Genomic DNA, 13,605 nt, shown 5'->3' on the forward strand with positions numbered 1-13,605 from the left:
GGTGTGGTCGGCCACTTGAACTCGATCTCCAGCTCGATCTCCTCCTCACCGATTTCGACCTCCATCTCGCTGTGGAGGTCGTCGGGGATCCGCAGGCTCAGCGTTCGGGGCTGAGGTCCAGTTCGGCGTCCCCACCTTGCTCTTGGCGTACTGCACCGGCGACCTGGTTTTGGACGCGCCCGCCAGGAGCCTCCCGGCCCTGGTCGACTGGACGCTCACGGAGGCAGGGCTCGGGCAGCCGAAACTGTCCGGGCCGGGCAGGGACGCCGACCCGCTGCTCGTGCTCACCGAGGCCGCGCTGGAGCGCTACGGCCTGCCGGTCGCCCTCACCGAGGAGGAGCGGCTCGCCGGGCGGATCCCCGAGGGCCACAAGGTCGTCAAGCAGCTGGTCCGCGCCGACTGGAAGCTGACCAAGCGCGGGTTCGGGCCGTGGGCGCGGATCTACCGCCCCGCCACCGGTGCGGAGCGGGCCTGCGTGCAGCTGTGCATCCCGTCCTGGCACGCGCTCGACTTCCGCCACTGGGGCGAGGCCGGGCAGCTTCCGCCGGCGGACCTCGCCCGGGTGCTGGGCGTGTACGCGTCGCGGGTGATGACGCCGCGCGGCTCCACCGCCGTCACCGGCCGGGAGCTGATGACCGCGCTGCACCCGCCGACCCGGGCCTCCGAGCCCGACACCGACGGCACGCGGCACTCCGAGCACAACCCTGGCAGCCTGGGCAAGGACCCGGTGGACTGCGCGCCGTGCGAGGCCCCGGACGGACACCCGCTGCTGGCGGACCTGCCGCGCTTCCACGTGCGCGGCCCGGCGGAGAAGCTGTTCGAGGAGGCGTACGACTGGGCGCGGCCGATGACGGACGCCGAATGCATGCGTCGCCACCTGGTCGGCATCGACGTGAACATGGCCTTCGCCGCCGGCGCCGACGGCCTGGTCGTCGGCCTCGGTGCGCCGACGCACGTCAAGGCACCGGTGTTCGATCCGAAGCTGCCCGGCTCCTGGCTGGTCGACCTCAGCCATGTGCAGGAGAAGGCGACGAAGTTCAACGCCCTGCTCACCAGCGCGGTGATCTTCACAACGACCTGGACCTCGCGGAGGTCGTCCGTCAACTGCTGGAGGACGGCCCAAGGCGCCGGTGGCGGCGCCAGTACCAGAGCGCGCCGACTGCGGCGGACGCCGTGGCCAGGGCGATGCCGAGGACCGGCCAGCGGCTGTCGGCGATGCGCAGGCCGGTCACAAAGGTCACGGCGGTCAGGACGATCGGCACGAGGAGAGAGAGAAGCGCACGGAGTGCGGACGCCAAGACTTCCGGTTCGGTGCGGGAGATCCGGTGCCGCGGGGCGGGTGCGGTGTCGGCGAAGTAGTAGGCGAGGACGCGGTCTGCCAGGCGGGCGTCGGCGCGCTGGTAGGCCACCGCCAGGTACGGAAGCCAGACGAGGGGGGCGACCAGTCCGACCAGGAAGACCATGCCGAGGAGCAGCCACCGCCAGGCCTGGACGGCGACCCGGGGTACGCGCCGGCCCGCGTCCTGACTCTCATCGCCTGGCGTGAGCACGCCGAGGAGGTGGGCCATGCGCAGGGTGACGTCCCACAGGGCCACCCACCGCCTCCAGCGGGTGGGTGCGCCGGCGGCGCGTCCGGTTCGGACGAGCGCGTCCTGTGCCTGCCGGGTGTCCTGGTACACGCCCTGGAGGACGAGGAGTTCGCCGGCGCGGGCGCTCGCCGTGGGGTCGCGGCCGTCGAGGGCGGCCAGCTCCAGGACCGTACGTGCCTGGCGGAGCAGCGCCGCGCAGAACGCGACGGGAACGAGCACGAGGAACGGTCCGCCCACGAGGGATCCCTCCGATACGACGGTCCGTCGGCCGCGAGCGACCACCCGGGCCCGGAGCTCCGCCTCGGTGGCGTGGGGGTGGTTCTGCCGAAGACAGGCGATCGCTTCGGGCACGGCCGGACCGATGCGGCGGACGGCAAAGTCGGCGAGGAGTTCGGGAAGGTGCCCGGGATCGGTGACGACCGACGCCAGCAGCGAGCGTTCGGGCGAGGGCTCCTTGCGGGGACCCGCAGTGTTCAGATTCTCCCGGTGCGGCACAGATCGTATCTATCATGAATCATCCCATTAGGGCATGTAGGCAGTTCTCGCCTCTTCCGTTCCGCTCTCCCAAGCGCTCGCTCCGATCTCCCCCCAGCGCCCTGGGACTCTCCCAAACCCCCGTATCGCGCTAAGCGCTCGTCTTCATGTGACGGACGGGTCGAGAGTGTGCCGACCAGGCGCACCACCTCGCTCACGGTCGTCATCTGCGCGTCCGGGACGGCGCATTGAGCGACGAACCGCCAGTGGAACGCCTCCTTGGTGGCGGCCCTGATCCGTTCCGGGGAGTGCCGCGCCGCCCGCGGCTTCTCCGACAGGCCCGCGGCCCACTGGGTGGGGTTGCCGAACGAGGGTGCCGCGTGGAGAGGGGCGGACGTGAAGGACACCGTGACGGGAAGCAGCGGCCCCTCGGAGGAGCCGTTCCTCCGCCACGGTCAGCAGGGCGCGGGCTAGGCGTAGAGCCAGCCGGCAAGGGCGGGCGATGCCCCTGCTGAACGGGGCATTGGCCCCCGTGCGCCGTGCGCCGTGCGCAGGGGCAGGCAGGCTGGGATGCTGGGGGAGGAAGCGCTGCCTATGACGTGACCCTGGCGGACAGGGATGGTGAGCGCCGTGGCCGACACCTACGACAATGTCCGGGGATCGGCCGTTCCACGCGCTGATCCTCTGGGGACCCGTATCTGCGCACCCGGTTCGCTCTTCCCGTGAGGCCGGATACGTTTCTGCGGCGGCAGCGGCTCGTCGACCACCTTGACCAGGCGCTGTGGACTCCGTTGACATTGCTCAACGGTGCGGCCGGAGCCGGCAAGAGCTTGTTGGCCGCCGACTGGGCCGCCGGTCTGCGCCAGCCGGTGGCCTGGCTCACCGCCGAGGCGGGGGACCAGCAGCCCGGGGTGTTCTGGGCGTACGTCCTGCAGGCCCTGCGTGCCTGCGGTGCGGCGGCATCCGACGCGGTCGGGGTCCCCGCGGACGCGACCGGGGTGGACCGCAGGCTGCTGGCAGCGCTCGCCGCCGAGCTGAACGATCGTGACCGACCCGTGATCGTCGTGCTCGACGAGTACGACCGCGTGACCGCCCCGGAGGTCGCGGAGCAGCTGGAGTTCGTCCTGCGCCACGCCGGGCGGGGGTTGCACCTCGTCCTCGTCACCCGCACCGAACCGCTGCTTCCGCTGCACCGTTACCGAGCGGCCGGCGAACTGACGGAGATCCGCGCCGCCGAGCTGGCCTTCACCCCCGAGGAGACCGTCGCACTGCTGGAGCTGCACGGTCTGAGCCTTTCGATCCACGCCGCACGCGCCCTGGTGGACCGCACGCGGGCTGGGCCGCCGGCTTGCGCCTGTCCGCCCTGGCTGCTCGGGAGAGCGCCGACCCGGAGGTCTACCTGAAGGAGTTCGAGGCGGGCCGGAGCACGGTCGCGGACTTTTTTGCTGGCCGAGGTCCTCAAGGGGCAGACGGAGGAGGCACAGGACCTCCTGCTGCGCGTCAGCGTCCTGGAACGTTTCTGTCCCGATCTGGCCAACGCGCTGACCGGCCGGACCGATGCCGAGCCCATTCTCGTCGGGCTGCACCGCGCGAACGCGTTCGTCGAGCACCTCGGGCGCTCCTGGTACCGGCTCCACCCGCTGTTCGGAGAGATACTCCGGGCCCATCTGCGGGTGCGCCTGCCGGGGCTGGAGCCGGAACTCCACCGACGGGCAGCGCGGTGGCTGCGTCGTTCCGGCTTCCTGCCGGAAACACTTGCCCACGGAGCCGCCGCGGGCGACTGGGATTTCGCCGCCGGTGCCCTCGTCGGTGACCTGGCGATCGGCCAGCTCTTCACCGGCCTGCGCTCGGGCGACCTGGCCCAGTTGTTCTCCCACATGGGGCCCGAGGCCAGGAGCCCCGCGACGGACCTCGTGCGCGCCGCCCGCGACCTGTCCCGGTGCGACCTCGACCGTGGTCTGGCCCGCCTGCGCCGTGCCGAGGAGCATCTGGCCGACGACCCGCCCGACCTGGCGGCCGCCCAGCTGAGCTGTGCGCTGCTCGAGGCACTGGCCGCCCGGCTGACCGGATGCCCCCCACGGGCCGAACAGGCCGCCGAAGCGGCCGATGAACTGCGACGGGAAGTCCCGGCGCACCTCCTGGACAAGCATCCCGAACTCACCGCTCTCCTGCTGACCCATCTGGGCTCGGCCCGCCTGTGGGCCGGGCGTTTCGAGGACGCGCGCGCCGCCCTGACCGCGGCGGCCGGCGCTCCCGGCGGAGACTCCACCGTGCTGCCCCGGGAGGACTCGATGGGGCACCTGGCCCTGCTCGACTATCTGAACGGCTGGCTCGGCCGGGCGGAGCGCAAAGCCCTGGCGGCGGCCGAGGCGGAGCGGGTCGGTCTGCCCCAGCCGTCCGGCTCCGGCATCGGACGGCTGGTCCTGGCCGCCGTGGCCGTCGAACGCCATGAACTGGGCCGGGCCCAGGCCCTCCTCGACGAGACGGCCCAGCCCTCATCGGGAACGCGTGATCCGGTGATGGCGGCGGGACGAGCCCTCGCCACAGCACGTCTGCTGCTGGTCAGGGGCAAGGCACGAGCCGCCGTCGAGGCGGCGGACCCGGCCGTCTCCGCCACCGTGGCCTCACCCTGGGCGGCAAGCCATGAAGCGCTCGTCGCCTCCGCCGCCCACCTGGCCGAAGGACGGCCGGACGAAGCCGCCGAAGTGCTCCAGGGCGTGTCCGGCGACCAGCCGGCGTGTGCCGTGGAGGCCGCGGCGATCCAGCTCGCCGCGGGGCGTCCCGGGGCGTCCACCGACCTGCTCGACAGCATCCGCACCCAGGGCCGGACCGGTCCGGCGGTGACCGTGAGGGCCGCGCTGGTGAGGGCTCAGGCCGCGGAAGGGGCGGGAGACACCGCCACCGCCGGCAGGCTCGTGGCGCAGGCGCTCCTCGACGCCCGGCGGGAGCGGCTGCGGCGTCCTTTCCTCGATGCCGGAGCGTGGATCCGGCCTCTCCTGGCCACGGCCTCACTGCACGAGCTGGCAGCGGGCTGGCTCACGCCCGGCCTGCCGCGACGCGGTGAGCAGCCCCGGCCGGAGTCGCTGCCCCCGCCGCTCATCCCGGTGAAACTGAGCGTTCGGGAGCGTGACGTCCTGGAGCGGCTGGCCCGGATGATGTCGACGGAGGAGATCGCCGCCGACCTCTACCTGTCGGTGAACACGGTGAAGACCCACCTCAAGAGCGTGTACCGGAAGCTGGCGGTGAACCGGCGAAGCGACGCGGTGCGCCGCGCGCGCGACCTCGGGCTGCTGTGAACGCGCGTCGATGAGTCGATGAGAGGGTCCGACGCCCGCCCCCTCCCCTGACAGAGCACCACCGGGCACGGTCCTTCCCCCGTGGCGGGTGAGGCACGGGGCGCGTACTTCGGATGCGATGGGAGGAGCGGCGCGGTGGGCGCCGGCCGCTGCCCGGCCGGCCCCACCGGCGTAGCGGGCCGACTCGGCGAGGTGGACGGCGTGAAGCACTGGCGGGCTCTGATCGTCCTCGGTACGGCCCAGTTCCTGATGGTCCTGGACACCTCCGTCATGAACGTGTCCATCAGTCAGCTGGTCGAGGACTTCGACACGGAGGTCACCGCCATCCAGGCCGTCATCACGTTGTACGCGCTGGTCATGGCGGCGTTCATGATCACCGGTGGCAGGTTCGGGGACATCCTCGGGCGTCGCCGCATGTTCCTTCTGGGGCTGGTCGTCTACGGCGTGGGGTCGGCCCTGACCGCCGTGGCCCCCACACTGTGGGTGCTCACGCTGGGCTGGTCCGTCATCGAGGGGCTCGGAGCCGCCATGGTGCTGCCGGCCATGGCCGCCCTCGTCGCGGAGTCGTACCGCGGGAAGGACCGGGCCGTCGCCTACGCGGTCATCGGCGGGCTCGCCGGCGCCGGGATCGCGGTGGGCCCGCTGCTGGGCGGCTGGGTGACGACGTACCTCACCTGGCGGCTGGTCTTCGTCGGCGAGGTCGTGGTCGTCGTGGCCGTCCTGCTGTGCCGCCGGATGATCGCGGAGTCCCCCGGACCGGCCCGCGTCCCCGGCTGGACGGCGTCGGTGCAGTACTCTCCGCGGCCGGACTCGGACTCGGCGTACTCGGGGTGCTGCAGAGCAGCACCTGGGGATGGGTGCAGCCCCGCAACCCTCCCTTCACCGTCCTCGGCTTCGCCCCGACGCTGTTCGTCGTCGGCGCCGGGGCGGCCGTCCTGGCCGTCTTCCGGTCCTGGGAGCGGCGGCGCGACGCCCGAGGCGCCGACCCCCTCGTACACCTGTCCCTGCTGGGCAGGCCCGTGCTGCGGTCCGGCCTGCTGACCCTGCTGAGCCAGAACCTCATCCTGCTGGGGCTGTTCTTCACCATCCCGCTGTACTTGCAGGTGGTTCAGGGGTTCAACGCCTTCCAGACGGGGCTGCGCCTGCTCCCGGTGTCCGTCACCATGCTGGTGACCTCCCTGTCCGCGTCCCCGCTGGGGCGGGTGTGGGGGCCGCGCCGGGTGGTCCGGCTTGCCCTGATCACCCTGGCGGCGGCCATCGTGTGGCTGCTGGCCACCGTCGACCCGGTCATCGACGACGCGCAGTTCGCCGGGGCCATGGCCCTGCTGGGCGTGGGCGTCGGCCTGCTCGCCTCGCAACTGGGCAACGTCGTCCAGTCCGGCGTCGGCGAGGAGGAACGCAGCGAGGCCGGAGGGCTCCAGTTCACGGCACAGAACCTGGGCTCGGCGCTGGGCACCGCGCTCATCGGGTCGATCCTCATCGGTGCGCTGGCCCACGCCTTCACCACACAGGTGGCGGAGAACCCGCGGCTGTCCGAAGAAGCCCGTGAACAGGTCGGTGTCTCCCTCCAGGCCGGGGTCACCTTCGTCTCCACCGATCAGGTGCGCTCGGCGGCCGAGCGCGCCGGGCTGCCGCCGTCCGAGGTGGACGCCGTCGCGGACTCCTACGCCTCCGCACAGCTGAACGGCCTGAAGGCGGCGATCCTGGCCACCGGCGGCATCGCTCTCGCCAGTTTCCTGGTCACACCGCACCTGCCGACCGCCCCAGGCAGCCGCCCGCGGCAGCCGGACGCCGACGCTCCTGCCGGAGCCGCCGGATCGACACGCTGAGTCCGGGGGAGTCACCGATGTCCAGGACCAGAGCCAGGACCGGCCCGGCCACGGACCGGCGGACGCGCCGTGCCGAGCGCCGGGCCCAGGCGGACTACACGGGCGGCGTCTACGGATCCATGCTCGCGGCCTCCGTGGTGATCGGCGCCGGCTCGCTGGGCTCGTTCCCCCGCATCGAGCTGGTGCTGCTGCTGTTGCTCACCGGCGTGGTGTTCTGGATCGCGCACGTGCACGCCCAGCTGTTCGGGGCACGCCTGGCGCAAGAAGCTCTCGACCGCCGGGTGGTGCTGCACGTGTGCCGTGACGAGTGGCCGATCGTCAAGGCCGCCGTCCCGCCGGCCGCCGCGGTGGCCGTCAGCCCGCTTCTGGGCCTGGACGTGCGGGGCGCCCTGTGGCTGGCCCTCTCCGTCGCCGTGGCCGGCCAGGTGGGCTGGTCCGTGGCCGCGGCATACCGCGCCGGTGCTTCGCCGCGGCTGATGGCCGCCACCGCGTCGGTCAACCTGCTGCTCGGCCTGCTGATCATCTCCTTCAAGATCGTCCTGAAGCATTGATCCGTGGCGTCCGGTTGCCGGGCGACGGTCACCTGTATCGGGTGAGGTCCGAAGGAGCACGGAGGTCGGACGATCGCAGGGAAGGGCGCCGTCCGCCTGTCCACGGCAGTCCATGGGAGGCCAGCTCGTGCGCTACGAGATCCGAGTCGAGGGACACCTGTCGGAAACGCTGGCCAAAGCCTTCCCGGAGTTGGACCACGTGGTGATGTCCGGCCAGACCGTCCTGTTCGGCCCGGTCGTGGACGAAGCGCACCTGTACGGGCTGCTGGCACGCTGCCAGTCACTGGGACTACGAGTCGTGGAGATGCGACAGCTGCCGGAGTGACAGGGCCGGGAGGTGCGCGGTCCCGGACGACCCGGGGGCCCCGCTTGATACCCGCGCGGGAGCCTCAGCGCCGCTCCGCCGTGATACGGCCGGAGCGGCGGGCGGCTCCCAACGCCTCGAAATCCCGCTCGTTCTGGTCGGCGTAGGACTGGGCGAACTCCGCGAGCGCGCGATCGAAGCGATCGCTGCCTCCCAGGTAGGCCGCGAGGGCGAGGGGATCGCCCGAGCGGGCGTGGGCCCGTGCCAGGGACACCCCGCACAGCCGGCCGAAGAGGGACAGCAGGCCCGGTCCCATGGTCTCCGGCCGTGCGATGCCCTTCCAGTCCCACAACTGGCGCACGTAGAAGTCCCGGCCCTGCCCGTCCAGACCCACGACGTGCGTCCAGCCCAGGAAGATGTCGCCGGCCGTCTGCATCAGGCGCTGTCCGGCCACCACCCGGCGGCCCTGGTTGTCGTAGCGTTCACCGCCCGTGTGGGCGGCCAGCACCGACTCCTGGGCCTCCTTGGCCTAGAGCAAGAGGGGGTCGTCGTCGTCCCTGCCGAGCAGGAGCAGCACCCAGCAGCGCGTGCCGACACTGCCGACGCCCACCACCTTCCGGGCCATGTCCACCAGGTGGTAGTGGCGCAGCAGGTGCCGGCGTTCCGGGGGCAGGGTGCGTGCGTACCCGGCCAGGAGGGCCTGGAGTTCCTTCTCCCGTCCGGCCTCGGGCCGCTCGGCCGACAGCCGGTCGAGCGGAGTGATCAGCGGCGGGTCCGGTGTGATGCGTCGGCCCTCGGCCGTGACGCGGGTGAGTTTCGCGAAGGCCCGCAGATGCGTACGCGTGCGGGCCCGCGCCGCGGCCCTGACGGCACGCCGCCCGGCCTCGCCGTCTGTCGAGGAGGCCAGCAGTTCCCGCATCTGCTCGGCGTCGTCCTGGGCGTACCAGACGTCCAGGGTGCGCATGCCGGCGAACTCCCGCATCCGCTCCCGGTACGCCTTCACGCAGGCCCGTACGGTGCCGTTCTGCTCCTTGAGCGAGAAGCCGTTCGCCCGTGCCGCCGTCACCAGACCGGCCGCCAGCCGCTTGACGTCCCACTCGAACGGCCCGGTCAGGGTCTCGTCGAAGTCGTTGATGTCGAAGACCAGACGGCGCTCCGGCGAGGCGAGCAGCCGGAAGTTCAGAGGGTGGGCGTCCCCGCAGAGCTGCACGTGCAGTACCGTGTTGGGCGAGCCCGCCAGGTCCGCCGCCATGATCGCGGCCGCGCCGCGGTAGAAGCGGAACGGCGACTCGAGCATGCGGCCGTACCGGATCGGCACCAACTCCGGCACCCGATCAACGCACTGACGCTCTATCACCTCGATCGGATCGGGCCGCTGCTGCGCCGTCTCGTACCAGCCGTGGCACGAACGCGACGCCCGCCTGCGCGCGTTCCTGCCGTACGCCGCTCGCTCGGCCGGCGACAGGGACGCGGTGAAAACGCTGGGTACGGTCATGGTCCGGCCTCCTGGTGCGGTGTCCCGGTCGCGGTGCCGGAACGCGGCTGCGCCGACGGCTCCCGGCGCCGACGGCGCAGCCCCGCCTGGACCGCGCTCGCCAGCACCCGTGCGGCGACGCCCACGAGCAGCAGCCCTCCCGCCATCTGCAGCATCGTCAGCACCCGCCCGGTCTGGGAGCGCGCCGCGATGTCTCCGAAGCCGACGGTGCTGAACGTGGTCAGAGTGAAGTACAACGCGTCCGTCCTGGTCAGCGGTTCACTGAAGGAGCCCGGGGCGGAGCGGTCCAGCAGGTAATAGGCGCCGGCGAAGAGGACCAGAAACAGCACCAGCGTGGCGGCCAGGGCCTCGACGGCCTTCAGCCGCGGGTGGGGTGAGCGCACGATGGCCCGCACCTCCCACCCGAACACCAGCAGCACCGCCGCCAGACCGCCCGCGAGCAGCGCCGACGCACCGGCCGTGCCGCGCTCGTCCAGGGGCAGCAGATAATAGGCGGTGACCAGGCCTACGGCGATGAACACGGCGCGGGCGACGGAGACGGCCTCCGCCCACCGGCGGGTGCGGAACCGCCGGTGCATGTCCGGCCCGGACGGGGTTCGGTCCGCGCGAGCTGTGCTCGGGTCGCTCATCTCGTGTCTCTTCGTTCCGTCCGACCGGTGGGCCGGAAGGGCTGGCGGGCCGGGCGCCCGGGGATTCCACCTCACCGCCACGGCGGCGTCGACGGATCACCCGTGGTGGGTGATCCGGCACCCGGTGACGGGCGTGACCCTGGAGCGGTCAGGTTCTCGTACATCAGCCCCCTCATACACCGCCCCGCCGGGTCCGGTGGCGACCTACGATCACGCGAGGAGGAGTCATGGCCATGTCGCGTGATCCGGCGTCGCGCACCGAGCAGGAACACGAGCCCGACGGGGCGGCCCCCGCCCCCACGGGTGATGCCGCGTACGTGCTCGCGCGGCTCGGCCGTTCGTGGACCTGGCTCCTGGGCTCGGCCGTCGTGACGCTGGTGCCGGGCGTCCTGGTACTGGTCTGGCCGGAGGCGACCCTGCACGTCCTGGCCGTCCTCATCGGCCTGCATTTGTTGGTGGCCGGGGCGTTCCGGTTCGTGGCCGTCTTCGCGCGGGAGGGGCACGAGCGGCTTCCGGGGCTGCTCCTGGCCGTGCTGTACGTCCTGACCGGGGTGCTGTGCCTGCGCAACCCGCTGCAGACGATCACCGCGCTCTCGCTGATCGTCGGGGTGGTCTGGCTCGTCTCCGGCGTCCTCACCCTCTACACGGCCCTCGCTGCCCAGGACCTGCCGCACCGTGGCGTCGTCCTGGGCACGGCCGTACTCGCCATCGTCGCGGGGATCGTGGTCCTCGCCCTGCCGGCCGAGTCGGCCCGCGCCCTGACCCGGTTGCTCGGCCTGTGGCTCGTCCTGCTCGGACTGGCCGAGGTGGTGGTCGCCTTCGCGTGGCGGGCCGCGCTCCGAAGGACGCACTCCACGGGGCCGCGCACGCCCGTCCCGGCGGCCTGACCCCGCGCCCGCCGCTCCGGCGGGCGCGGCAGAGGCACCGGAGAACCCTGCGCTGCCTGCACGACCGTCATCCCGAGCGGCGACCGTCGCGGCCGGGGCGGCGCCCACACGGAAGGGAGCATTCATGGATCCGGCCTCGGCCCCGGGCCCGCCGGACTCCGGCGGAGCCGCGAGCTCGAAGCACGCCTTCACCGCCGACGAACGGGCGGAGTACGGGCGGCTGCGCCGTCACGCGGCGGTGCGCCACCGGCGGGTACGCCTGGCGGGCTCCTCGGTCCTCCTTCTGCTGGCCCTGCTGCTCGCGCCCCTGGCCGTCGTAGCGGCCTGGGTCCAGGACGCGGTCTCCGACACCGACCGGTACGTGGAGACGGTCGCACCGCTGGCGTCCGACCCGGCCGTGCAGGAGGCCGTGATCAACCGGCTCACGGACCGCGTGGTGGAGAACGTGGACGTCGCGGCGGTGACGGACTCGCTCGCCGAGGCCCTCCAGGACGCCGGGGCTCCGCCCCGCGTCGTGGAGGGGGCCGAGTCTCTCGAGGGTCCGCTGCGCAACGCGGTCAGGACCGTCGTGGACCGCGCCGTCACCGATGTGATCACCAGCGACACCTTCCAGCAGGTGTGGGAGGGCGCCAACCGGCGGTCGCACGCCGCGGTGGTGAACATGCTCACCGGCGAGCGCGAGGGTGCCGTGCGCGCCGTGGGCGACACCGTCCAACTGGATGTGGGAGAGGTCGTCGACCAGGTGCGGGAGCGGCTCGTCGACGCGGGCTTCGAGAAGGCCGCCGCCCTCCCTGACACCGACCGGACGATCACTCTGTTCCACACGGAGGAACTGGGCAAGGCGCAGGACACGATGCGGCTGCTGGACGTCCTCGGCGTCTGGCTGCCCGTCCTGACCGTCGTACTCGCCGCGCTCGCCGTGTGGACCGCCCCGGCACACCGCGTGATGCTGATGATCACTGGGGCGGGTGTCGGCGTGATGATGGTGGTGCTGCTCGTCGCGCTGGCCGTGGCCCGACGGGTCTACCTGGACTCGGTTCCGCCCGCGGCGCTGCCGCCCGACGCGGCGGAGGTGATCTACGACACGTTCGTCCGCTTCCTGCGTGACAGCACGCGCACCCTGCTGGTCGTCTCGGTGATCACGGCACTGGTGGCGTATCTGTACGGTCCCGGACGCCCCGCCCGCGCCGTCCGCACGGCGGCGGATCGGGGCATGACGGCCGTCGGCCGGGGGCTGCGCCGCGTCGGAGTGCGCACCGGGTCCATCGGACGCTGGCTGGCGGACCATCGGGCGTGGACCACCGGTGGCGCCTTCGCGGCCGGGGCGCTGGCGCTGGTGCTCTGGAACCACCCCACGGTCGGAGCGGTGGTGCTCGTCCTCGGCATCGTCCTGGCCGTCCTGGTGGTCCTGGCGATCCTCGCGGCCGCCGCTCCCCGTGGCCACGGGGAGTCCGGCGCCTGATCCGAGGGCGGGAACCCGTCCGCCGATGGCGCCTCACTCGGTGCGCACACTCACCCGCGCCGGGTGAGGCGTCCGGTGCCTGCCACAGGCACGCTGAAGAGGGCACAGAACCGCTGCCGGGCGAGCGCCCGGGACGGAGGACGGACATGAGCGCACAGACCTACCTGGCGTACGACTTTCCGCTACTGAGCGCCTTCTGGACCATGTTCTGGTTCTTCCTGTGGATCATGTGGTTCGTCCTGCTCTTCCGGATCATCACCGACATCTTCCGCGACGACGACCTGAGCGGCTGGGCGAAGACCGGCTGGCTGGTGTTCTGCATCGTCCTGCCCTTCCTGGGCGTGTTCGTCTACGTGATCGCCCGCGGCAAGAACATGGGCCGCCGAGAGGTCTCCCAGGCACGCGCCCAGCAGGAGGAGTTCAACGCCTACATCAGGCAGACCGCGGCCGGCGGCCGGCCCAGCAGCGTCGACGAGCTCGCCAGGCTGTCCGAGATCCACGACCGCGGCACGCTCACGGACGAGGAGTTCCGCCGGGCGAAGGAACTGGTCCTGACCGGCCACGGCCCGGCGGAGCACTCGGGCCCCACCCGCACCTCCGGTCGCTGAGCACCCGCACCCCACGAAACGAGGCGCAAGATGACCGCGACGCACACCCGGCCGGCACCCACGGCGAGGCAGGAATGGGCCACCGGCCTGACTGTCTTCGCGGCCGTGATGCTCTTCCTCGTCGGCCTGCTCGACATCCTCCGGGGCATCATGGCCATCGCCGAGGACGACATCTTCGTCACGACACCCAACTACGTGTTCGCCTTCGACCTGACCAGTTGGGGCTGGATCCACCTCGTTCTGGGTGCGATCGCCATGATCGTCAGCGTCGGCCTGCTCCAGACCGTGACATGGGCGCGCGTCACCGGCGTGGCCATCGCCGGACTCGTCATCATCGCCAACTTCCTCTCCATGCCGTACTACCCGGTGTGGTCGGTCGTGATGATCATCATCTCGGGCTTCATCATCTGGGCCCTGTGCGTGGTCCCGCGCGGCAACCTCTCCGACCTGTCCGAGGAGCGCACACCGCGCGACGTGTGAA

General features: G+C 72.0%; 9 protein-coding genes and 4 pseudogenes. 10 read left to right on the forward strand and 3 right to left on the reverse strand.

The genetic code is table 11. The annotated features are described in order from the left end of the window. Positions 1-139: 139 nt before the first annotated feature. Positions 140-1,036: pseudogene (locus WJ438_RS03280) on the forward strand (transcriptional regulator); the annotation flags it as partial. A 64-nt stretch (positions 1,037-1,100) separates the two neighbouring features. On the opposite strand, the gene WJ438_RS03285 reads toward WJ438_RS03280, so the two are convergent. Continuing rightward, positions 1,101-2,084 carry a hypothetical protein gene (locus WJ438_RS03285; RefSeq protein WP_406723878.1) on the reverse strand — a complete coding sequence of 328 codons (984 nt, stop codon included), beginning with the start codon at positions 2,082-2,084 and terminating at the stop codon, positions 1,101-1,103. Between the two features lie 258 nt (positions 2,085-2,342). On the opposite strand from WJ438_RS03285, the gene WJ438_RS03290 reads away from it, so the two are divergent. From WJ438_RS03290 to WJ438_RS03310, 5 genes and pseudogenes are all read left to right on the forward strand, one after another. Further along, positions 2,343-2,537, forward strand: a complete 195-nt coding sequence (locus tag WJ438_RS03290; RefSeq protein WP_406723879.1) for a hypothetical protein — start codon at positions 2,343-2,345, stop codon at positions 2,535-2,537. 144 nt (positions 2,538-2,681) lie between these two features. Further along, positions 2,682-5,359, forward strand: a pseudogene (locus WJ438_RS03295) (LuxR C-terminal-related transcriptional regulator). A gap of 201 nt (positions 5,360-5,560) precedes the next feature. After that, positions 5,561-7,188: pseudogene (locus tag WJ438_RS03300) on the forward strand (MFS transporter). Between the two features lie 17 nt (positions 7,189-7,205). Next, on the forward strand, positions 7,206-7,739 hold the full coding sequence (locus WJ438_RS03305) for a hypothetical protein (RefSeq protein WP_406723880.1): 534 nt from the start codon (positions 7,206-7,208) through the stop codon (positions 7,737-7,739). A gap of 127 nt (positions 7,740-7,866) precedes the next feature. Further along, positions 7,867-8,064, forward strand: coding sequence for a hypothetical protein (locus WJ438_RS03310; protein WP_406729574.1), 198 nt, complete (start codon positions 7,867-7,869; stop codon positions 8,062-8,064). A 64-nt stretch (positions 8,065-8,128) separates the two neighbouring features. Here the strand turns inward: WJ438_RS03310 and WJ438_RS03315 are convergent. Together WJ438_RS03315 and WJ438_RS03320 are read right to left on the reverse strand one after the other, a co-directional pair. Next, positions 8,129-9,538 (reverse strand): annotated as a pseudogene (locus tag WJ438_RS03315) (DUF2252 domain-containing protein). Further along, on the reverse strand, positions 9,535-10,167 hold the full coding sequence (locus tag WJ438_RS03320) for a potassium channel family protein (protein ID WP_406723881.1): 633 nt from the start codon (positions 10,165-10,167) through the stop codon (positions 9,535-9,537). The pseudogene WJ438_RS03315 and the gene WJ438_RS03320 overlap by 4 nt, the downstream one beginning before the upstream one ends. 227 nt (positions 10,168-10,394) lie before the next feature. On the opposite strand from WJ438_RS03320, the gene WJ438_RS03325 reads away from it, so the two are divergent. From WJ438_RS03325 to WJ438_RS03340, 4 genes are all read left to right on the forward strand, one after another. Continuing rightward, positions 10,395-11,054 (forward strand): HdeD family acid-resistance protein, encoded by a 660-nt coding sequence (locus WJ438_RS03325; RefSeq protein WP_406723882.1) that lies wholly within the window; start codon positions 10,395-10,397, stop codon positions 11,052-11,054. Positions 11,055-11,178: 124 nt separating this feature from the next. After that, the gene (locus WJ438_RS03330) at positions 11,179-12,516 is read left to right on the forward strand and encodes a hypothetical protein (RefSeq protein ID WP_406723883.1); all 1,338 of its coding nucleotides are present in this window, start codon (positions 11,179-11,181) and stop codon (positions 12,514-12,516) included. A 146-nt stretch (positions 12,517-12,662) separates the two neighbouring features. Beyond that, a complete protein-coding gene (locus tag WJ438_RS03335) occupies positions 12,663-13,124 on the forward strand; it encodes an SHOCT domain-containing protein (RefSeq protein ID WP_406723884.1) in 462 nt (153 codons plus the stop codon). 30 nt (positions 13,125-13,154) lie between these two features. Continuing rightward, positions 13,155-13,604: a hypothetical protein gene (locus WJ438_RS03340; RefSeq protein WP_406723885.1), complete on the forward strand. Its 450-nt coding sequence runs from the start codon at positions 13,155-13,157 to the stop codon at positions 13,602-13,604. Position 13,605 lies beyond the last annotated feature (1 nt).

It is taken from the genome of Streptomyces sp. GD-15H (assembly GCF_045291515.1).
In the GTDB taxonomy this organism is placed as follows: Bacteria; Actinomycetota; Actinomycetes; order Streptomycetales; family Streptomycetaceae; genus Streptomyces.